This is a genomic window from Synechococcus sp. BMK-MC-1, from assembly GCF_014279955.1.
Lineage (GTDB): Bacteria > Cyanobacteriota > Cyanobacteriia > PCC-6307 > Cyanobiaceae > Synechococcus_C.
Map to the genome: position 1 here is coordinate 1,276,990 of NZ_CP047939.1, position 18,753 is coordinate 1,295,742.

General features: G+C 57.3%; 19 protein-coding genes. 10 read left to right on the plus strand and 9 right to left on the minus strand.

Features of this window, described 5'->3' with window-relative positions:
* Nucleotides 1–44 precede the first annotated feature (44 nt).
* Nucleotides 45–452: a DUF2237 family protein gene (locus SynBMKMC1_RS07200; protein ID WP_186473239.1), complete on the plus strand. Its 408-nt coding sequence runs from the start codon at nucleotides 45–47 to the stop codon at nucleotides 450–452.
* On the opposite strand, the gene SynBMKMC1_RS07205 is transcribed toward SynBMKMC1_RS07200, so the two are convergent.
* Nucleotides 434–1,162, minus strand: a complete 729-nt coding sequence (locus tag SynBMKMC1_RS07205; protein ID WP_186473240.1) for an SDR family NAD(P)-dependent oxidoreductase — start codon at nucleotides 1,160–1,162, stop codon at nucleotides 434–436. The genes SynBMKMC1_RS07200 and SynBMKMC1_RS07205 overlap by 19 nt on opposite strands.
* A 24-nt stretch (nucleotides 1,163–1,186) precedes the next feature.
* Here SynBMKMC1_RS07205 and SynBMKMC1_RS07210 point away from each other — a divergent pair, with 24 nt between their 5' ends.
* Genes SynBMKMC1_RS07210 through SynBMKMC1_RS07220 form a run of 3 tightly spaced genes read left to right on the plus strand, consistent with a single transcriptional unit; the run spans nucleotide 1,187 to nucleotide 3,663 of the window.
* Nucleotides 1,187–2,128, plus strand: a complete 942-nt coding sequence (locus SynBMKMC1_RS07210) for a SpoIID/LytB domain-containing protein (RefSeq protein WP_186473241.1) — start codon at nucleotides 1,187–1,189, stop codon at nucleotides 2,126–2,128.
* Nucleotides 2,118–3,029 (plus strand): DUF4922 domain-containing protein, encoded by a 912-nt coding sequence (locus SynBMKMC1_RS07215; RefSeq protein WP_186473242.1) that lies wholly within the window; start codon nucleotides 2,118–2,120, stop codon nucleotides 3,027–3,029. The genes SynBMKMC1_RS07210 and SynBMKMC1_RS07215 overlap by 11 nt, the downstream gene beginning before the upstream one ends.
* Nucleotides 3,030–3,069: 40 nt before the next feature.
* Nucleotides 3,070–3,663, plus strand: a complete 594-nt coding sequence (locus SynBMKMC1_RS07220; RefSeq protein WP_041428497.1) for a sigma-70 family RNA polymerase sigma factor — start codon at nucleotides 3,070–3,072, stop codon at nucleotides 3,661–3,663.
* Here the strand turns inward: SynBMKMC1_RS07220 and SynBMKMC1_RS07225 are convergent.
* Entirely contained in the window at nucleotides 3,645–3,827 is a 183-nt protein-coding gene (locus SynBMKMC1_RS07225; RefSeq protein WP_186473512.1) for a hypothetical protein, read from the minus strand. The two genes, SynBMKMC1_RS07220 and SynBMKMC1_RS07225, sit on opposite strands and share 19 nt — an antisense overlap.
* A 106-nt stretch (nucleotides 3,828–3,933) precedes the next feature.
* On the opposite strand from SynBMKMC1_RS07225, the gene SynBMKMC1_RS07230 reads away from it, so the two are divergent.
* Nucleotides 3,934–5,589 (plus strand): DUF3370 domain-containing protein, encoded by a 1,656-nt coding sequence (locus SynBMKMC1_RS07230; RefSeq protein WP_186473367.1) that lies wholly within the window; start codon nucleotides 3,934–3,936, stop codon nucleotides 5,587–5,589.
* Nucleotides 5,590–5,624: 35 nt separating this feature from the next.
* Nucleotides 5,625–6,650: a ribbon-helix-helix protein, CopG family gene (locus SynBMKMC1_RS07235; protein WP_186473243.1), complete on the plus strand. Its 1,026-nt coding sequence runs from the start codon at nucleotides 5,625–5,627 to the stop codon at nucleotides 6,648–6,650.
* A 501-nt stretch (nucleotides 6,651–7,151) separates the two neighbouring features.
* Here the strand turns inward: SynBMKMC1_RS07235 and SynBMKMC1_RS07240 are convergent.
* A complete protein-coding gene (locus tag SynBMKMC1_RS07240) occupies nucleotides 7,152–7,646 on the minus strand; it encodes an allophycocyanin subunit alpha-B (RefSeq protein ID WP_011933194.1) in 495 nt (164 codons plus the stop codon).
* 80 nt (nucleotides 7,647–7,726) lie between these two features.
* Here SynBMKMC1_RS07240 and rlmD point away from each other — a divergent pair, with 80 nt between their 5' ends.
* Nucleotides 7,727–9,127, plus strand: coding sequence for a 23S rRNA (uracil(1939)-C(5))-methyltransferase RlmD (gene rlmD, locus SynBMKMC1_RS07245; RefSeq protein WP_186473244.1), 1,401 nt, complete (start codon nucleotides 7,727–7,729; stop codon nucleotides 9,125–9,127).
* Here the strand turns inward: rlmD and pheT are convergent.
* Entirely contained in the window at nucleotides 9,096–11,552 is a 2,457-nt protein-coding gene (gene pheT, locus SynBMKMC1_RS07250) for a phenylalanine--tRNA ligase subunit beta (protein ID WP_186473245.1), read from the minus strand. The two genes, rlmD and pheT, sit on opposite strands and share 32 nt — an antisense overlap.
* A gap of 127 nt (nucleotides 11,553–11,679) precedes the next feature.
* Here pheT and rpmG point away from each other — a divergent pair, with 127 nt between their 5' ends.
* The 3 genes from rpmG to SynBMKMC1_RS07265 all read left to right on the plus strand — a co-directional run bounded on the left by rpmG (nucleotide 11,680) and on the right by SynBMKMC1_RS07265 (nucleotide 14,207).
* Nucleotides 11,680–11,874: a 50S ribosomal protein L33 gene (gene rpmG, locus SynBMKMC1_RS07255; RefSeq protein ID WP_011933197.1), complete on the plus strand. Its 195-nt coding sequence runs from the start codon at nucleotides 11,680–11,682 to the stop codon at nucleotides 11,872–11,874.
* Nucleotides 11,875–11,924: 50 nt separating this feature from the next.
* The gene (gene rpsR, locus SynBMKMC1_RS07260; RefSeq protein WP_006041316.1) at nucleotides 11,925–12,146 is read left to right on the plus strand and encodes a 30S ribosomal protein S18; all 222 of its coding nucleotides are present in this window, start codon (nucleotides 11,925–11,927) and stop codon (nucleotides 12,144–12,146) included.
* Nucleotides 12,147–12,257: 111 nt separating this feature from the next.
* On the plus strand, nucleotides 12,258–14,207 hold the full coding sequence (locus SynBMKMC1_RS07265; RefSeq protein WP_186473246.1) for a ribonuclease catalytic domain-containing protein: 1,950 nt from the start codon (nucleotides 12,258–12,260) through the stop codon (nucleotides 14,205–14,207).
* 8 nt (nucleotides 14,208–14,215) lie between these two features.
* Here SynBMKMC1_RS07265 and SynBMKMC1_RS07270 read toward each other — a convergent pair whose 3' ends face one another.
* The 5 genes from SynBMKMC1_RS07270 to SynBMKMC1_RS07290 all read right to left on the minus strand — a co-directional run bounded on the left by SynBMKMC1_RS07270 (nucleotide 14,216) and on the right by SynBMKMC1_RS07290 (nucleotide 18,677).
* Nucleotides 14,216–14,578, minus strand: coding sequence for a hypothetical protein (locus tag SynBMKMC1_RS07270; protein ID WP_186473247.1), 363 nt, complete (start codon nucleotides 14,576–14,578; stop codon nucleotides 14,216–14,218).
* A gap of 1 nt (nucleotide 14,579) precedes the next feature.
* Nucleotides 14,580–15,152 carry a CIA30 family protein gene (locus tag SynBMKMC1_RS07275; protein ID WP_186473248.1) on the minus strand — a complete coding sequence of 191 codons (573 nt, stop codon included), beginning with the start codon at nucleotides 15,150–15,152 and terminating at the stop codon, nucleotides 14,580–14,582.
* The gene (gene pgl / locus SynBMKMC1_RS07280) at nucleotides 15,149–15,865 is read right to left on the minus strand and encodes a 6-phosphogluconolactonase (RefSeq protein ID WP_186473249.1); all 717 of its coding nucleotides are present in this window, start codon (nucleotides 15,863–15,865) and stop codon (nucleotides 15,149–15,151) included. Before pgl ends, SynBMKMC1_RS07275 begins: the two co-directional genes overlap by 4 nt.
* 10 nt (nucleotides 15,866–15,875) lie before the next feature.
* Nucleotides 15,876–17,294, minus strand: a complete 1,419-nt coding sequence (gndA, locus tag SynBMKMC1_RS07285) for an NADP-dependent phosphogluconate dehydrogenase (RefSeq protein ID WP_186473250.1) — start codon at nucleotides 17,292–17,294, stop codon at nucleotides 15,876–15,878.
* Nucleotides 17,295–17,381: 87 nt separating this feature from the next.
* Nucleotides 17,382–18,677 (minus strand): glucose-1-phosphate adenylyltransferase, encoded by a 1,296-nt coding sequence (locus SynBMKMC1_RS07290; RefSeq protein WP_011933203.1) that lies wholly within the window; start codon nucleotides 18,675–18,677, stop codon nucleotides 17,382–17,384.
* Nucleotides 18,678–18,753 lie beyond the last annotated feature (76 nt).

Genomic DNA, 18,753 nt, shown 5'->3' on the forward strand with positions numbered 1-18,753 from the left:
ATGTGGCACTCCTTCGTCAGAATCCAAAGGGTTGATTGGCCTGAATGACCAGCCTGAGCAATGCTCAAATCCAAGACCAGAGCAAGGATCTCAATGTTTTTGGCTCTGCGCTCGAGCTTTGTAGCTGTAACCCTTTAACGGGTTGGTTTCGTGATGGTCATTGCAAAAGCGATCCCTCCGATCACGGCCAGCACACCGTGTGTTGCGTGATGACGGAGAGCTTTCTCCGCTACAGCAAGGCACAGGGAAATGATCTGAGCACCCCGATGCCCGCCTATGGGTTTCCAGGGCTCAAGCCTGGCGATCACTGGTGCGTCTGCGCTCCGCGATGGAGACAGGCCATGGAGGACGGGATGGCACCCCCTGTGCGTTTGGAAGCAACGGAGCAGGGGGCCCTGGCGATCATTCCTCTGGGAACCCTGCGTGAACACGCCTACCAGGGGATGGACTGACCATCCCACGCCAGAAAAGCACCGGATTGCTCGGGCGTCTGCTGCAGCAAGACATCGAGCAAATAATCAGCGGTTCGCTTTGAACTGAACAGCTTCTCAGGCGGGACAAAGCTTTGAAACGGTTCCGATAAAGGGGTATCCGTCGTTCCTGGGTGAAGCACCGTCACGGTGGCTTCGGGGTAACGTCGCGCCCACTCAACACTGAGTGTGCGAAGCATCATGTTCTGTGCTGCTTTGGCTGAGCGATAGGCGTACCAACCGCCACTGCGGTTGTCCCCGATGCTGCCGACCCTTGCACTGAGACTGGCGAAATGAAACGGTTGATCGCGGCGGATTGCCGGTTCGACGGCCTTGGCCAAGAGCAGAGGTCCGGCCGCATTGATTCTGAACGATTCGATCAGAGCGTCTTGCTGAACATGCTGAAGACGTTTCTCCGGCTGCAGAGAGGGACCGTGCAGGCGGCCAGTGGCGTTGAAGACCAGGCGTAGGGGTAATGGGTCATCAGCAACCATTTCGGTGAGCCTGGAGAGGCTCTCGGATTTCTCCAAATCGAGAGGCCAGTCGGATGGGTCCTTCGGGGTGCGTCGGCAGAGCGTGACCGTGAGTTGCGGGCAGCGATCCGCAAGCCTGGTGGCCAGTTCTGAACCGATGCCACCACCGCCCACAATCAGTGCGCGACCCAACCAGCAGTCCTGGCTTGATTCAGGCATGATTCAGCCGCCGCGTTCGCGGATATGAAGGTTCCGGCTCCACTGTTGCTGACCATCCTCACCAGTGTGCTTGCAGTGGCTCTCTGGGATGGACTCACGTCCCGCTCTCCGATGCAGGACCCAACCGCGTCTGAAACCTTGCTGCAAACTCTCCTGGATGGGACGGATGGGGAGAAACCATTGTCCGAATCCATCCCCGCCGAGCCTTCTCGCACGGAGGTCTCAAGCCAGAACGCTGTCGCGGTTCCCGAAATTCCAGCAGCCGGTCCCTCCCCTGATCCCGATCTCAGGGTGGCGCTTCTGAGTCAATCGCCTCCTCGCAGCATTTCGCTTCAACAAGGCGCTCGTTGCCGTCGCTCCAATGGTGAAGTGATCTCCAGGACGACACTGATGGATCTTCTGGCCCATCAGAAGCAGGGATTGATCAGTTGCGGTGGAGCACGCGGCCGGGTGTTGGTGAATGACAGGGCCTATGAAGGAACCATTCATCTCCTCAACAGAGGGCAAGGGTGGACGGCCATCAATCAGATCAACCTCGAACGCTATGTGGCCTCCGTGGTTGGCGCTGAAATGCCCTCGCATTGGAACAGCGAAGCGCTGAAAGCGCAAGCTGTGGCGGCACGCTCCTACGCCCTTGTGCATGTGATCCGTCCGGCTACGGACGACTGGAACCTGGGTGACACGACACGGTGGCAGGCGTACGCCGGCTTGATGAGTAACACGGCCTCCACGCGCAACGCAGCCTCCGCGACCAAGGGAATCGTTCTGAGTTTCCAGGGTGGTCTCGTGGAAACCCTCTATGCGGCAACCCAGGAGATCTCTGCGGAAGCCCATGGTCATCTGGGCGCCAGCATGAGCCAGCATGGAGCGCAGAAACTGGCCGAGAAAGGCTTGCCCTTCAACGAAATCCTCGGCAGTTACTACGTCGGAGCATCACTGGCACGGATCAGAACCGATGGGGAATGAACACTTCTGGTCAGCAGCGCTGAGCCGGTCCAGTGAGGCCCTTGAGCATGGTGCTCTGATTCCACTGACAACCTCTCGATTGCAGTGTCCTGGCCCTGGTGGTGAACACTTCGAGCTCCGTCAACTCAATGCCCAGCTGCCGCGACATCACCGGCTGGAAGGGCCCAAGCCCAACCCGTTCAGGCCTTGGGATTCAGAACTCGAGATCGAGGCGATCGGACTCGAGCATGTGCTGATCCTCAACAAATATCCCGTTCAATTAGGGCACATGCTCTTGATCACCAGGCAGTGGGCGCCCCAGGTGCACTGGCTGACCTTCGCCGACTGGAACGCCCTGGTGCAGGTTGACCGTGACACGAGCGGATTGTGGTTCTTCAACAGTGGGCCGAAGGCTGGCGCAAGCCAACCGCACCGCCATTTGCAGTTGCTGCGTCGCCCGAACGGTGAAACAACCTGCCCGCGGGAAGGCTGGTTTCGCAGCCTGCTCGAGAAACGCTCCGCACAACAGTCAGGTGGAACTGACGACGTATTGATGAACAGCTGCGTCGTGGCGCAGCGTCCGAATCACGCTGACCCAGTCCAGGAAGCTCGCGTGCTGCATGGCCTCTATCGATCCCTGGCCATGGGCCTTGCTCTTGGTGATGCCGAGACAGAGCGAGCTCCTCTCGCTCCCTACAACCTCCTGCTCACTCCCGATTGGATGGCCTTAATCCGACGGAGACAGGAGCGCTCTTCAGGATTCAGCCTGAACGCCCTCGGTTTTGCTGGTTATCTGTTGGCCACCGAGAACTCCGACCTTGACTGGTTAGAGCGCAACGGTGGTGAACGTCTGCTCCAGAAGGTTGTGAGTCAGATCAGTGATGCCACGGATGACAGCGAATCTTCGATGACGTCTGGATGAAGTGAGTCCCTGCCAAGACAGGGGATCAAGAGACCAGACCATGAAAAGGCAAATCAGACGGCGCAACCAGAGGGTCAATGACCACTTGCAACTGGTCAGTCCGATCGCGAGGCACTACGCCAATCGCTGCGGGGTCGAATGTGATGACCTCAATCAGGTGGGGTTGATGGGTCTGCTTCGTGCAGCGGAGAACTTCAATGCTGACCGCTGCATTCCCTTCCATGCATTCGCCAGGCCTCACATCAGAGGCGCCATCCTTCATTACCTAAGGGACAACGCATCGATGGTGCGCATGCCGAGACGATGGCAGGAGAGCAAGGAGAATGAAGAGGGGGCCCAGAACAGTGGAGCTCCGCTTCGGCGGGTGTACTGCTGCGCCGAGGCGGTTGCAGATCCGAATCACGAACTCACCGTTGCGATCGAGCAGATCGAACGATCGAAGCTTGTTCAAACGACATTGAGCGGGTTAGGCGGACCTGAACGCACAGCCATTGAAGAGGTTGTCTTACACGGCCTAAGCCTCCGCGCCGCAGGAAAGGCGTCAGGCGTCAGTGCCATGACCATGCAACGACGCGTGAAGCGCGGTCTTGAACAGCTCCGCTCGGCCCTTGAACCTCAGCTCTGTGCTGACTGATCGCGCTCGATCTGTTGTTCAAGAGTGGAGATCGCGGCAGACACGGCTGCAAGCTGACGCTCGAGACCATCGCGCCAGAAGCGCAGCATGCGCAATTTGCGGGACTTTTGCTTTTGCTGCCATTCAGCATCGGCGCAGGACATGCAATCGAAGGGAGGGAACATGGTGAAACGTCTGATGACACCATCCTGCCCAGAGAAAATCTTCGCTGCGGGCTTCTCGGCGACTTGGCGGTTTTTGATCTGACGATTAAGTTTGGAACTTGCGCTCATGCGCTCCCCCAGGAACCAGTCTCGCGTGTCTCACCGAATCCCAAAACTGGTCCTGGTGAGCGTCTCAGTTGCGATCATTGCGTCTGTTGAAGTTCGACCTGCGTTGGCGTATGTGCCTCTGATGGCCGGACAACGCGCCAAGCCCTTGAATGGCGCGTTCAACAACGTTCCAGTGCTGCATTCCAACCAGCCTGAAATTGTTAAAGGTCCAGGAATATTGGTGAATACCGCACCGGGACAAGCCGTCGCTGCAGAAACGAATCAACCCCTCAAAAACGCCACTTACACGTTTAACGGTGAATTTGGTGTTCACATGCACCATAAATACTATCCGAACGATTCCACCAAATTGGGAGGACGCAGGGCGAGAGGACTTTTAACTGTTGCCGCCATTGCTATCAATCCAGGCGCAACACCTGTCACCCTTCAATTTAAGCGGGGTTCTGTCAAAAATAGCTTCGAAGCTCCCTATCAAGCCAATCGTTTGATGGGCGTCAAGCCCTTGGGCCGAAGACCCTGGAACACGGGGCCGGGTGATGCTACGGCCGTACAAATTCTCCGTGGAGAACTCGACCGCCGTCTGCCCGACACCGTGGTCATTCCGCCTAAAAGCAAAAAGGTGATCGTGAGTAGCGTTCTTCCTGCTCGCGGAATTATGAATGGCCTGTTGCGCGGGCAGAGCGATGGGCCTTTTCATATGGCCGTGATTGCTGCTGAAGAGACGAAAAATGAAAACGATTTGATTGCTGTTCTGAACAGTGGTCGCCTTGCTCCGGGGCGGATTTACCTCGATCGTGTGAGGGAAATTCAAGCAGGGACAATCTTTTCTCGAGTCGCTGGTGTTGCCCTCGGTGATGAATACAAAGCATCCATCAGGCACGATCTGAACCAGGGACCTTTGCATGTGCCGCTCACAAGCACGCGCAAGCATCACTTCGGAACGCGCGACATTCAAGTCAATCAGTTAGCCACCAAGATGGTGGATTCTGCCGTTAATAATGTGGGCACCTACGGTGTTCGTTTTGATGTTGAATTGAATCTCTCCGGTGAGGGACCACACGATCTCGTGTTAAGCCATCCCGTGGCATCGGGGCGCCCACCATTCACAGCGTTTCGAGGTTCGATTGGTATCAAAACTGACGAGGGATATCAGGAAGTTCATGTTGGAATGCGCTCTGGACAGAGTCTTTCGCTCGCCCAGTTGAATCTCAAGGGACAGGCCCCCAATCAGGTCACCGTGAGTGTTGTTTACCCAGCGGATGCCACCCCGGGACATTTGCTGAGCGTGGTTCCCAACACTCAGCTCGCCATGCTCAAGCAACGGCAAGAGAGGCTCCAAGCAGCACGTAAGGCCGAGGCCGCAGCCAAGGCGCGCAAAGTCCGACCGGCCACACCCCCTCCAGCCGTCACAACAAAACCTCAACCGACCAAGGAGACTCCGGCTCCGAAGCCAGCAACGACGCAAGCACCTCTCAAACCGAAAGTGATCACAGCACCACCACCGCCACCTGTCTTGGTGGCGCCGCGCGGTGGACTGAATCCGATGCCACCGGCCATGATCATGCCCCAACGAGTGAACAGCACTCTGGAGCAACGCTATCGCGAGGCCATCAAAGCCCAGCAAGAGTGGCTGCGGCGTCTTCAGGGTCGATAGCCTTCGAGTGCGAAGGGCCAGATCGTTTCGTCGATATGTCAGGTAAACGCATCAGCGTCGAACTACCCGAACATCTTGTTGATCGGCTTGATCAGCTGCGCAAGGAATGGCATGCCCGCTCCAGGGGGGCCTGCCTGGAACGGTTGTTAGAGGAGATCTTCGAATCCGACGCTGAGACCATCTCCCCTGAACCAGCCGTCGATGGTGCCGCAACCCCAATTCAAGTCACCGGTTCAGATGGCAACGATCCCGTTTACGACGAGGACAGGGCCATCGTGTTGGTGGGATCGCACCATCACCGAAGCGGATCCCCGCTTGAAGAGCCTGTTCCCACGCCGTCACCTCCACCACGCCGATCGTCAGGATCCAATGGCGGTGGCATTGATCTTCCCGGATTTGTCAGAAATCGCACCGCAGCGATTCGATCCAGCCTGGAGGCGACGGAAGCGTCTGTTGATGCTCCAGTGGTTCCATCAATCAGTGCAAGCCAGCTTCAGGCATGGTCTGATTCGGCGCTGCAGCACTGGATGAGCCTTTACGGTTCATCCCCAGGTGACACTGTGATGGACGCTGTGATGCTTTGGATGGCCAGGGACATCTGGCCGCAGATCGATGGCAGCGAGGGCCGTGCGTTCACTTGGTCTCAGGTCAAGAATGCGATGGATCAGATTTGCGGCAACTGGCCTGTGCAGAGCCCTCGCTTTGAACACGTCATTGTTGCTGCTGCGGTGTTGGAAGATCCCTTCGCCACAGCAACCGTGATCGACCGGATCCCAACGTTGATTCGTCGCTTTGTGAACCGTTTCAAACGCAGCCGCAAGGTCACCTCGTTTGAAACTCTCGAATCCACCATGACTTTGCATGGTGCATTGCGACAACTTGAATTACCAACCCAGGCAGGCCATTCGTTGACGCTTCGCACCATTCGCGATGCCTACAAGCGCAAGGCTGTGGAAGTGCATCCCGACTCTGGTGGATCCACGGAAGCGATGCGTCGATTGAATGAGGCTTATCAGATGCTCAAAGAGCTGTATCGGCAAAAGGATCAGAGCCAGGAGTAGACAGGCGCCAGACAGACCAACAAGCCTGTATCGAGAGAGCCAGACAAGACTCTATTTAAGACTCAAAATGCAACTCAGATGAGATGGTCAAGCTATTTCTATCAACATTGATTTTTCTGCATTTTTAAATGCTCGTGATTGGTTTTTAACGTCGCAATGCCCTTGGCGACTTGATGTGCTGTTGAGTGGCGCGTCAGCGCGTCCATGCCAGAACAGCCGGAGTCCAATGAATACAAAGCCCTTCAAATCCATTGCGAACACAAGGTTGTCTTTCTTGCGTACCTGCTGTAGACACAGTGACGCAGCTTTAAAACGCTGCACTGACCCCCGACAACCTGGTTCTCTGCCGTTCTTGCTGCTCTCGCATGGGAATCGCGCTGAGTCTACAAATAAGTCTCATAAGGGATCTCTGATGCGCTTGATTGGCCTGCTCCCAAGGCAGCAATCCAACAAAAAAGGCCCTCGTTCGAGGGCCTCAGGGGAGCTCGGGAGCTGCAGGCGTCAGGTGCTGGTTTGCATCCCTTGGATCAGAAAATCGAAATAAGGGCCAGCGAGCCGTTGTTGGTCGTCGGAGAGAAGAACCAAAGAGGCTTCCCGCATCGCACGCATCGCATCCACCATTCCGGGCATGGGGACGCCAAGGCTGTTGTACATCTCACGGGCACCGATCAAGCCGATCTGCTCAATCATTTCGGTGCTGCCGGCCAGAACGCCATAGGTGACAAGCCGCAAATACCAGCTGTAATCCCTCAAGCATTGAGCACGCTGCTTCTGCCCGTATGCATTGCCACCGGGTGCGACGTACTCAGGACGAAGACTGAACAACTGGCGAGCCGATTCATCAACGATCTTCTTTTCGTTGTCGGAGAGGATCCGCACCACAGAGAGACGAAGGGAGCCTTGACCGAGAAACTCGACGATCGAGTTGAGCTCACCGCTGCTGGGGTAGCGCAAATCGTCATCGGCTTTGAGGATCAGATCCCTTACAACGCTCATGACGGCTGGCATGCTTGGGAAAGTTTAAAGCTCCTGAACCCCAGCCATGGATGTGAGGTGGGGGGTGTTACGCCTTTGCAATGACATCAAGCTCTGATTCACCCAGGCCAGGCCTGACCATCGCCGTTCACGGAGAGGATCTAGACCAGCAGGGGCGAGGCATTGCGCGCTGGAACGGCTGGGTGATCACGGTGCCGGAACTGCTTCCTGGTGAGCTCGCCAGCGTCCAGCTGCTGCAGCGACAGCGTCGCCAATGGCATGGGAAAAAAATCCAGAGCATCGAGCCCTCAGCCGATGCCAGGCGACCACCTTGCATCCTTGCCCATGCCTGTGGTGGATGCACGCTCCAGCACCTCAGCGTGGAGGCACAGAACCGCTGGAAGCAGGATCATCTCCATGCAACCCTCCATCGAATCGGAGGATTGACGGATCTGGCTGCGCCTCTGGTCAGCCCTGAAGCTCAATCCCTTGGGTACCGCAATCGTGCCCTGATCCCGCTTCAACGGCTTGAGGGAGAACTTCGGCTTGGCTATTACCGCCGCGGCAGTCACCGCATCGTGAATCTGAATCACTGTCCGGTGCTTGACCCACGGCTGGATGCCTTGATCGAGCCCATCAAACGGGATCTGAGCGACACCAACTGGCCGATGGACTCCGATTTGCGAGGCAAACCGGGGCTGAGACACCTCGGGCTACGGATCGGCGTGAGAACAGGAGAGTTGCTGATTTCACTGGTATCAGCGACGGAGCATCTCCCCGGGCTGGAGCAACTGGCTGGGCAATGGATGCAGCGTTGGCCTGCGCTGAAGGGGGTCACTCTGAATGTGCAACCCAAGCGCAGCAACACCGTGCTCGGTGCGCAGACGCTCTGCCTACAGGGACAGGACGTGATCGAGGAGTCCTTCTGCGGCTTGACGCTTCAGCTTGGAACCACGACGTTCTTTCAAGTGAACACCGAACGGGCGGAGCAGGTGGTGACGCTGATCCGTGACTGGATTGTGGGTGTCGCACCGTCGGCGAATGTGATTGATGCGTACTGCGGCATCGGGACCATCGCCCTGCCGTTGGCAGCTGCTGGATTGAACGTGATCGGATTGGAAATCAATCGCGCGTCAGTGATTCAGGCGCAGGAGAATGCGCGACGTAATGCACTCAGAACGGCAACCTTCCTCGATGGGGATGTCGTGGATCACTTACGCCAACTTCTGCCGATCCATCAAGTTTTGGTTGTCGACCCTCCCCGAAAAGGTCTTGCTCCTGACGTGTTGCAGATGATTCTGGCGATTCCGCCAGCATTCTTGATCTATCAGAGCTGTGATCCCGCAACTCTGGCCAGAGATCTGCAGCAGCTAGCAGGTCCTGATGGCCCGTATCGGATTGAAACGATCAGCCCCGTTGATTTCTTTCCCCAAACCTCCCATCTAGAATGCCTGGTGATGATGGTTCGGGTCAGCTCCGAAGTTCGACCTCGAACTGCTTGATCAGTGCCTGACGCACCTTCTCATGCACGCGCTGGATTTGGTCATCGGTGAGGGTGCTGTCTTTGCCGCGGTAGCGCAGACGGAACGCTTGACTGCAGCGGTCGGCTCCCAACTGGTCGGATTCAAAGCGGTCAATGAGTTCAACAGATTCCAGCAAGGGTTTACCAGCCTTGCGAATGGCCTGGAGCAAATCACCGGATGGGAGAGACTTTGAAACCACCATGGCTAAATCCCGCTCCGATGCTGGCAGGGTTGAATAGGTCTTGAACTGCGGAATCCAGCGGTTGTTTCTTGTGGCGGCATTGAGAAGCAGTGCTGTGTCGAAATCGAAGAGATAGGTCTCAGGAGGCAACTCAAAGTCATCGCAAAGTGATGGATGCAGCTGTCCGAAACATCCAAGGGGTTTCCCTTCCACGACAACTGTGGCGGCACGCCCTGGATGAAGACGCACGTCATCGCTGAGACGCCGATCCATGCTGTCGATACCCAAAGATGACAAGAGAGCCGTGAAGATTCCCCGTGCTTCGAAGTAACTCAGTGGCGCCGTCTTTCCGCTCGTGCGCCAGCGGGAGAGGCGGCGCTCGCCACAGATCACGCCACCGAGGCGAGATTGCTGATGCACTCCGCTGGAATCGGGTGAAAAGACGTTGCCAATTTCAAACAACCAGCAACCAGGTTGAGAGGCTTGCAGATTGCGCTGGCAGATTTCGAGATGCTCTTGCCAAAGTGCCGTGCGCAAATGGCTTGTTTCGGCAAGCAGAGGATTGCTGATGGCAATCCGATTCGCATCCGAGTCGTCCGCACGGGTGAGGGAAAGCGTTGTGACTTCCTGAAGACCGAATGCACACAGGCGCTGGCGCAAGCGACGTTCTGCTTGCTGCGCCGTGGACAACTGACCAGGCCGTAGTGGGTCAGGCAGATGGGACTCAAAGTGATCGAATCCAACAAGACGGGCCACTTCCTCGATGAGGTCAACTTCCCGCAGCAAATCGAGGCGACGGGACGGGGGCACGATGACTTCCCATCCGTCGTCTGTTGCCGTGAGCGAACAGCCGAGCGACTTCAGGCAAGCTTCGACGCGACCATCGTCGAGGTCTTGAGCCTCAGCATCAGGGGCTGTGGGAGCCAGTGGTCCCAACAATTGGTGCAGAGCGTTGCGACGAAGCTCCACAACCGGTGCTGGAGCAGGTTCGGCAGCGCATTGCCATGTCTGTCCGATTTCGGCCCCCAGCATCGTTTTCAGGAGTGAGAGCGCCCGTCCTGCAGCCAGCAGAGTGATTTCCCTGGGCAAACCCTTCTCGTAACGGCTGCTGGAATCCGTGCGCTGGCCAGTGGCACGGCTACTGCTGCGCACGGACGTGGGCGTGAAGAGCGCTGATTCCAGCCAAATCCGCTGGGTTGTGTCGTTGACTGCAGTGTTTGCACTGCCCATCACGCCAGCAATGGCAACGGCTCGATCGCAGCACGTCACCACCTGAACTCTGGAATCAAGCACCAAGTCACGGCCATCCAAGCCACGGAAGGGTTCCTGGTCGTGCGCCTGACGCAAGCCGAAATCCGCTGCCTTGATGGGCTGCCCGCAGAGCGCTTCGAGGGCGTCGGCGTCGAACGCATGCAGGGGTTGTCCCTGTTCCAACATCACCAGATTGCCGATATCCACGACGGCATTCACAGGATTCACTCCAGCGCGTTGAAGACGCTGCTGCATCCATTGAGGCGAGCGCTTGGCGCCGTCGAGCTGCATGACCTCGGTGACGGCGTAGATCCCACCTCTCTGCATGGCCTCGGCGAATCCGGCGCTGGGAGTCAAGGCCTCGCAAGAGGTTGGTGCTGGTGTATCTGGGAGAGAGAGATCAGATCCGGTCAGGGCTGCCACTTCACGGGCGATGCCTGTCATCGACAGTCCATCAGGGCGATTGGCCGTAATCGCGAGTTCGAGAACGGTGTCGTCGAGTCCCAACACCGGTGCGATTGACACACCAGGTGCCGGTACTTCAGACACCAGATCCTCAAGAATGGCAATGCCGTCGACAGCACTTGTTTGCCCCAGCTCTGCGAGGGAACAGATCATGCCCTGACTGCTCACTCCTCGCAGTTCCCCGGCTTTGATGGTGAGTTTCACCGCAGGAAGCACAGCACCCACCATGGCCACAGGTACATGGATGCCTGCTCGCACATTGGGTGCACCACAAACGATCTGAAGCGGAGCCTCAGCCCCCACATCCACCGTGCACACACTCAACTTGTCGGCATTGGGATGCTTGGTCTTCTCAAGAACATGGCCCACCACAACCCCCTGGGCCAGAAGGCTGAGATCCTCGAGTTCCTCAACCTCAAAGCCCGCCATCGACAGCCGATCCCCCAGCTGATCGGCAGGTTCATTCACTTGAACCAGATCCTTCAGCCAGGAGAGGGAAACCCGCATGGGGAAACATGACGTCGGTGGGGGATCCTACGGACTCTTTCGTGCTGGGAGAGTGATGAAGAAGAGGAAGGCTGCCCTGTAGAGTTGTTGTTTCTCATTCGCTTCGCAAGCGCGGCGTAACGTCCTTATGGCCAAGAACAAGGGCGTCCGGATCGTTGTCACTCTCGAGTGCACCGAATGCCGGTCCAGCACCGAAAAACGTTCCCAGGGTGTGTCTCGATACACCACTGAAAAAAACCGTCGGAACACCACCGAGCGGTTGGAGCTGAAGAAGTTCTGTCCCCACGACAACAAAATGACGATTCACAAAGAGATCAAGTGATCTGCTGAATCCGAACTTTCTGTCCAAACGTCTTCTTCAACACCACCGCAATGTCCAGCTCCTTTTTCAAGAAGCGCCTTTCACCGATTAAGCCCGGCGATCCCATCGATTACAAAGATGTGGATCTGCTCAAGAAGTTCATCACTGAACGCGGCAAGATTCTGCCCCGTCGTCTCACAGGTCTGACGGCGAAGCAACAGCGTGACCTCACCAACGCCGTCAAGCGTGCTCGCATCGTGGCCCTCCTGCCCTTCGTGAATCCCGAGGGCTGATTTCTGGCGATCGCTGATTTCCAATCCGGTGACCTTGTCGGGGTCAGCGACCTCAAAGCTCCTCAACTTGCTGTCGTCCTTTCAGTTCAGGGCAGCAAACGGCGTTTGAGCGTGGGTTTCAAGGCCAAGGAGCAAGTCCTCCCGGCCCGGCAGCTCACCCTGATAGCCCCCAGCTCACCGTCCACCGCTGTGGCCGGCAAGTTGGGGGTTTTTCCATGGGATTTCAACGAACAAGCCCTGACTAGAGCGCGTCTCATGCATCGCGATTGGGGCCAAGCCTGGGTCCTGCTCGGTGAATTAGGTGAGACAGTTGCGCTGTCTGATTTTGCAGATCTTGTTTATGGGTCTCAAGATCCCCTGCACTGTGCGTCCGCTTGGTTGAATCTCGAGTCAGGGCATGATCTTTTCCGCCTCAAGCAAGGCTTGGTCAGTGCGCGATCGCTTGATGAGATCCGCTCCCGACGGCTCGAGAGGCGACGAGAGCAACTCGGGCAGGCCCGATTTCAACGTTGGCTGGATTACCTCGGCGCCAAAAAAGGTGTGGAACGGCAGGTGCTGGATCCACTCCATCTCGAATGGATTGAGCAACTGATTGGTTTCTGCGCTGGAAGCAACAGCTTCGACGACCTCACGGCTGGGCTTCGACAGTCGCTGACACAATTGCGCTTCGATCAAAACCGTGGGGATGTTCGCGAGCGTCTTGTGACCCTGGGTCATCTCGATCCTCATCAGCTTTCATCCATCGCCGGAACGCCGTGGTCTTACGGATTCAGCGCGGAGCTCACAGCTGAAGCGGAACGCTTGATGCGTTGCAGCATGCAGGCTCAGCCTGGTGATTCCGAGCGTCGCGATCTCACCCACCACGCCTGCTTCACGATCGATGACGCCGAAACAAAAGATATCGATGATGCCCTAGGGCTTGAACGACTGGCCGATGACCATCTCCGAATCTGGATTCACATTGCCGATCCCAGTCGATTGATCACAGCGGGCTCTCCCCTCGATCTCGAGGCGCGCCGCAGGGGAAGCAGCTTGTATCTCTCCAGGGGACTCTTGCCCATGTTCCCCTCAAAGCTCTCAAGCGAAGTGTTCAGCCTGAAGGCAGGCCAGCGCAATCCAGCCTGGAGCACCTGGGTGGATCTTGATGCCTCCGGTGACGTCACAGCCAGTGGACTCTGCCGAAGCTGGGTCAACCCGCGCTATCGGCTCACCTACGACGATGCCGACGAATTGATTGATTTGGCGCCACCGGAAGAGGCTGATCTCTCGGATCTTCATGCCTTGCTCACCACTAGACGTCAGTGGCGCGTGCAACGGGGAGCGTTGTTGATGGATTTGCCGGAAGGTCGCATTCGCTGTCGGGATGGTCAACCAACCATCGAGATCACCGAACCCAGTCCATCTCGGGACATGGTGGCCGAAGCCATGATCCTTTGCGGCAGCGTTGCGGCATCCCAGGGCATCGAGCACGACCTGCCTCTTCCCTTTCGAAGTCAGCTTCCTGCTGAACTTCCATCAGCGGCTCAACTGGAGAGCCTTGGTGATGGTGCCGTGCGTTTTGCAGCCATCAAGCGCTGTCTCAGTCGCGGGTTGATGGGAACCACTCCCGCAGCCCATTTCAGCCTTGGTCTTTCCGCGTATGCACAGGCCACATCCCCGATCAGGCGCTACAGCGATCTGGTGGTGCAGCGTCAGTTCGCAGCCCTGCTCTACCCACATGCAAATGAAGAGCCTCTGAACACCGAGTCATTGCAAACCCTTCTCCAGCAGATCGACACAGCCGTTCGTGAAGGCATTGCCGTCACCCGGGAAGATCAGCGCCACTGGCAGCAGGTTTGGTTCGAGCAACACGCCAACGCGCGTTGGCCGGTTGATTTTCTGCGCTGGCTGCGTCCTCAGGATCGCCTGGGGTTGGTGCGCCTCGAAGAGTTGGCCCTTGATCTTGCTGCTACCTGTCCAGCTGGCAGCGAACCCGGTGATGCCCTGGTGCTTGAGGTGGCAGGTGTTGACTCCATCCGCGACCAGTTGCATCTCGTCGCCAACGTCTCTAGCGGTCGTTGACCATTGCGTCAGGCCAGCAACGCTCGCAGCCGGCGAGCCAACGCTTCGAGCGAACCACCATCATTGGGGGCTGTGCACCGCTCACCTGTCTCCCCGTTCATCCACACAGGGTGCTGTCCGTGCCAAAGGATCGGTCGTGTGGGTTGATCGGCCCATGAAAGGGTCAGATTGAGATCGGATCCGCTCCGGTAGAGCTCCAGCTCGAGATCATTGCGTTCGAGACGAATCCCGTCAGCATCACGGCACTCGATCCTGCCGCAGTAATCCTCAGGGGTTGCATCCTCAGCGGAAACAACCGCATGAAGCCAAGGCTTGCAACACAGATCAGCTGCTGCTGCGATCAGGATTTCCAGCGGCGCACAGGACGCCATCTCAGAAGGCTTCGATGGAACGGATCAACAACGCAATCGATCCTGATCGGAAGCCGGGGTTGGCTTCGCCATCGTCGCCGAATCGGGAATGCAGCAGTTGAAGCCGCGTGATGCAGGTGGGATCAAAGCGGAGTGGCAACTTGATGGGGCTGGCCCTCACAACGGGTTTGAGCTGATCAAAAGGAATGTCAATCACGGTGGTGCCTTGCGATTGAGTCGGCACGGTGGACACCCATCGCAACCCGCCAGGGATGAGCTCTGTTAATCCGAGCACGCCATCACGGCACGCCACTGCAAACTTGAAACTCCGCCCCTGCCCATCCAGGGACAGACGCAGCCCTCGGAACGCAGACAGATCCAAGGGCGGTTTGTAAACCGGAGAGCGGCAGCTGACAAAGCCGCCGCCCTCGCTCACGACGTCGCCTTCCAGTCGAAGGCCCTCATCGGTGACGCGGCAGCCAGCCCTGCTCGACCCGCCCATGATCGTGTCATTAAGGCTGGCCCATCCATTGAAGGAGGCGCCGGAAGCAAGCACACGGATCTGGGGAGCGGGCTGGGATGGTGGCGTCGTCAAAGACCTTGGGAAGCAGCCTGATCAGCAAGCACAAGAATTTCCGTGCTTGGACTCACCAGTTTGGCAGGGGTTCGTTCTGACGATTCTGAAGGGTCAATCAGGCGCGACAGTGCCTGATGCTTGCCTTCTCCACTCACAAGGAACAACACTTTCCTCGCTGCACTCAGAACCGGTGCTGTGAGTGTGATCCGGTCGAGTCCCTTGCCTCGACCGACCGTGCTCCATTGATCCTGCACCTTCGGAGCGTCCGTTCCTGGGAACAGCGATGCGGTGTGACCGTCATCACCCAGACCGAGCAACATGAGATCAAACACCGGCGGATTTCCCTCACAAACCTTGGTCAGCAGAGAGGCGAAAGCCTCCGCACTGGCTTCTGCAGTGGGCAACTCCACGGTGGGAACGGGATGAAAGCAGGCGTGGGAGCCTGGTTGCCCTGCTTTGAGAAGCGTGTTGCGCAGCATCCGGGCATTGCTGGATTCATCATCAGCTGCAACCCAGCGTTCATCGCCAAGCACGACATCCACACGGTCCCAGGGAAGATGCTCTTGAGCGAGACGCTCGTAGGCACGGGCGGGTGTGCTTCCTCCTGAGAGGGCAATCTGGGCGCGATCGCGCTGATCAAGAGCCAAATCGATGGCAGCACCGATGTGCTCAGCGGCGAGGCGGGCCAGATCCTGAGGATCTGAGGCCCGCTCGATGCGATAGGAGGTCATCGTTCTGAGCTCAGTTCAACCATTCAGTGTGGAAGATTCCGTCCTTATCGACACGCTCATAAGTGTGTGAACCAAAGCAGTCGCGCATGGCTTGCACCAGGTTCTGAGGCAATCGCGCCGTGCGATAGCTGTTGATGTAGTCAAGCGTGCTGCTCAAGCAGGGGACAGGAATTCCAGCTTCGGCAGCTCCGGCGACCACCTTGGCCAGACCTGGAAGCCTGCGGTTCACCTGCTCCGCAAACCAAGGATCGATCAACAGGTTGGCCAGCTGAGGATCAGCATTGAATGCATCCTGAATGCGTTTCAGAAGCCGAGCACGGATGATGCAGCCACCCTTCCAGATCTGAGCGATCGAGGGCATGTGCAGGTTGTAATTGTGCTCAGCTGAAGCAATGCGCAACAGCTCCATTCCCTGGGCGTAGCTCGCCATACAAGCCAAAACCATGGCATCCATCAATGGAGCCATTCCATCGGCTGGGGTCCCCATATCAAACGACTTGATCGCCGGGCCCTTGAGGATTGGCTCCGCCTTGATCCGCTGCTCCTTCATCGAACTCATCACTCGTCCGTTCAAGGAGGCATAGATCGTGGGGACAGAGGCCCCCATCTGCAGGGCACTCACAACGGTCCAGAGCCCTGTTCCCTTCTGCCCGGCCTTGTCTTGAATTTTTTCCACCAAGTCGGCGCCATCGTCGGGATCCTTGGTGCGCAGGCACACTTCTGTGATTTCAACGAGGTACGACGACAGCTCTTCGGTGCTGTTCCAATGGGCGAAGACGTCGGCCATCTGGGTGCCGTTCATGCCACCCACGCGCTTCATGAGGTCGTAGCCCTCGGCAAGGATCTGCTCAATCCCGTATTCAATGCCGTTGTGGACGGTTTTCACGAAGTGACCAGATCCCCCTGGACCGATGTAGGTCACGCAGGGGCCGTCCTCCACTTGGGCAGCCATTTTGCGAACCAGGCTCTCAATGGCGTCGTAGGACGCCTTTGTCCCGCCTGGCATCATGCTTGGCCCCTCGAGAGCACCTTTGGCGCCACCGGAGACGCCCATGCCGATGAAGCCGAAACTTTTGCTCTCCAGCTCAGCGACGCGGCGCTCGGTGTCGTGATACTCGGAATTTCCACCATCGATCAGCAAATCTCCCTCTTCCAGAAAAGGAGAGATCTGCTGAATCACCGCATCAACCGGTCCCCCAGCCTTCACCATCATCAGAATGCGGCGGGGGCGCTCCAGCTTGCTGACGAAGTCTTGAAGGTCGGTGGCACCCTGAATGTTTTTATCGGCTCCCCGTCCAGACAGGAACTCCTCTGTCTTGGCGTAGGTGCGGTTGTAGACGACGCTTGAAAAACCGTTGCTCTCTGCGTTGAGGACAAGGTTTTCCCCCATCACACCGAGCCCGATCAGACCGAAGTGGGCCTTAGACATGGTCACACAAACGACACTCTGGCGTCAGTGTGACCACGTAATCAAGGTTCGGCTGCAACCTGGATAACCTCTGTGAGGATTAGGGGATCAGATCACCGTTCCGTCGGGGATCGAGGCGTTTTTCACCACAACAACAATTCCGTTACGGATGTAGAAGCCGTGCTCGGGACGATCGGCTTCTTCAACGTGGTCCTTGTTGACGATGGTGACGTTGCTGCCGATGCGGGCGTTCTTATCGAGGATCGCTCGCTTCACAGTGGTTCCTTTGCCCACACCCAGCGGGATTCCCCCACGCTCCCTCAAGACGGCTCGTTCGCTCGATGACTCGAAGAAGTCCGAACCCATCAGCAGCGAATCTTGAAGAACCACCTCGTCTTCAACACGGCTTCTCACCCCAAGCACCGAATGATGGATGCTGCAGGACTTGAGGATCGAGCCCTCACCGATGATTGAGTCGGTGATCTGAGAATCCACAAGCTTGCTGGGAGGTAAGTAACGAGGACGGGTGTAGATCGGAAACTCAGCGTCGTAAAAACTGAACGGCGGAGTGGGCTGCTGGGTCAACGCCAGGTTGGCTTCGTAAAACGCCCCGATGGTGCCGATGTCTTCCCAGTAATCATCAAAGACATAGCTCTTGAGACGATCGCCACGCTGAAGTGCTTCAGGGATCACCTCTTTGCCGAAATCCTTGTGGGTTGGATTCTGGTGAAGGAGATCAAACAGGGTGTCACGGCTGAACACGTAGATCCCCATGGAGGCCAAGTAAGGGCGCTCTTTGGCTGACTCAGCACTGAGCCCGAACCGAGACGTGTCAACCGCCATCTCCAAGAGGGAATCACCCTTGGGCTTTTCCCTGAATTCCAGGATGCGGCCATCCTCGTCGGTGCGCATTAGACCGAATGCCTCAGCCTGCTTGGCGTCAACGGGGAGAGCCGCAACAGTCAAGTCTGCGCCGGTGCTGCGGTGGTGATTGATGAACAGGCTGTAGTCCATTCGGTACAGCTGATCACCCGAAAGGATCAGATACTCATCAACGTCCCACTCTTGGAAAAGCCACTGGTATTTGCGAACAGCATCCGCAGTTCCCTCGAACCAGGATGGACTTTCCGGGGTCTGTTGAGCAGCCAGGACCTCAACGAAACCCTGACCAAAACCCGCTGAAAGGTTATAAGTCTGGCTGAGGTGCCTGTTGAGTGAGGCGCTATTGAACTGTGTCAACACATACATCTTGTTGATGTTGGAGTTGATGCAGTTACTGATCGGTATATCAATCAGTCGGTACTTACCAGCGAGTGGCACTGCGGGCTTGGCCCGCATCTTGGTGAGAGGGTAAAGGCGCGTTCCAGCGCCTCCCCCGAGAATGATGGCCAGAACGCGCTTCATGCCGCCCCCGCAGATCGGCGTTGCGGAGCAAACTTACTGGACTTTTCCCGATCTCAACCGGGGAATGGGCAAGATC

What these genes read in the sequence shown, in the direction of transcription:
- SynBMKMC1_RS07200 (WP_186473239.1), top strand. Translation starts at nt 45, where the DNA reads ATGACCAGCCTGAGCAATGCTCAAATCCAAGACCAGAGCAAGGATCTC.
- SynBMKMC1_RS07205 (WP_186473240.1), bottom strand. Translation starts at nt 1,162, where the DNA reads ATGCCTGAATCAAGCCAGGACTGCTGGTTGGGTCGCGCACTGATTGTG.
- SynBMKMC1_RS07210 (WP_186473241.1), top strand. Translation starts at nt 1,187, where the DNA reads ATGAAGGTTCCGGCTCCACTGTTGCTGACCATCCTCACCAGTGTGCTT.
- SynBMKMC1_RS07215 (WP_186473242.1), top strand. Translation starts at nt 2,118, where the DNA reads ATGGGGAATGAACACTTCTGGTCAGCAGCGCTGAGCCGGTCCAGTGAG.
- SynBMKMC1_RS07220 (WP_041428497.1), top strand. Translation starts at nt 3,070, where the DNA reads ATGAAAAGGCAAATCAGACGGCGCAACCAGAGGGTCAATGACCACTTG.
- SynBMKMC1_RS07225 (WP_186473512.1), bottom strand. Translation starts at nt 3,827, where the DNA reads ATGTTCCCTCCCTTCGATTGCATGTCCTGCGCCGATGCTGAATGGCAG.
- SynBMKMC1_RS07230 (WP_186473367.1), top strand. Translation starts at nt 3,934, where the DNA reads ATGCGCTCCCCCAGGAACCAGTCTCGCGTGTCTCACCGAATCCCAAAA.
- SynBMKMC1_RS07235 (WP_186473243.1), top strand. Translation starts at nt 5,625, where the DNA reads ATGTCAGGTAAACGCATCAGCGTCGAACTACCCGAACATCTTGTTGAT.
- SynBMKMC1_RS07240 (WP_011933194.1), bottom strand. Translation starts at nt 7,646, where the DNA reads ATGAGCGTTGTAAGGGATCTGATCCTCAAAGCCGATGACGATTTGCGC.
- rlmD (WP_186473244.1), top strand. Translation starts at nt 7,727, where the DNA reads ATGACATCAAGCTCTGATTCACCCAGGCCAGGCCTGACCATCGCCGTT.
- pheT (WP_186473245.1), bottom strand. Translation starts at nt 11,552, where the DNA reads ATGCGGGTTTCCCTCTCCTGGCTGAAGGATCTGGTTCAAGTGAATGAA.
- rpmG (WP_011933197.1), top strand. Translation starts at nt 11,680, where the DNA reads ATGGCCAAGAACAAGGGCGTCCGGATCGTTGTCACTCTCGAGTGCACC.
- rpsR (WP_006041316.1), top strand. Translation starts at nt 11,925, where the DNA reads ATGTCCAGCTCCTTTTTCAAGAAGCGCCTTTCACCGATTAAGCCCGGC.
- SynBMKMC1_RS07270 (WP_186473247.1), bottom strand. Translation starts at nt 14,578, where the DNA reads ATGGCGTCCTGTGCGCCGCTGGAAATCCTGATCGCAGCAGCAGCTGAT.
- pgl (WP_186473249.1), bottom strand. Translation starts at nt 15,865, where the DNA reads ATGACCTCCTATCGCATCGAGCGGGCCTCAGATCCTCAGGATCTGGCC.
- gndA (WP_186473250.1), bottom strand. Translation starts at nt 17,294, where the DNA reads ATGTCTAAGGCCCACTTCGGTCTGATCGGGCTCGGTGTGATGGGGGAA.
- SynBMKMC1_RS07290 (WP_011933203.1), bottom strand. Translation starts at nt 18,677, where the DNA reads ATGAAGCGCGTTCTGGCCATCATTCTCGGGGGAGGCGCTGGAACGCGC.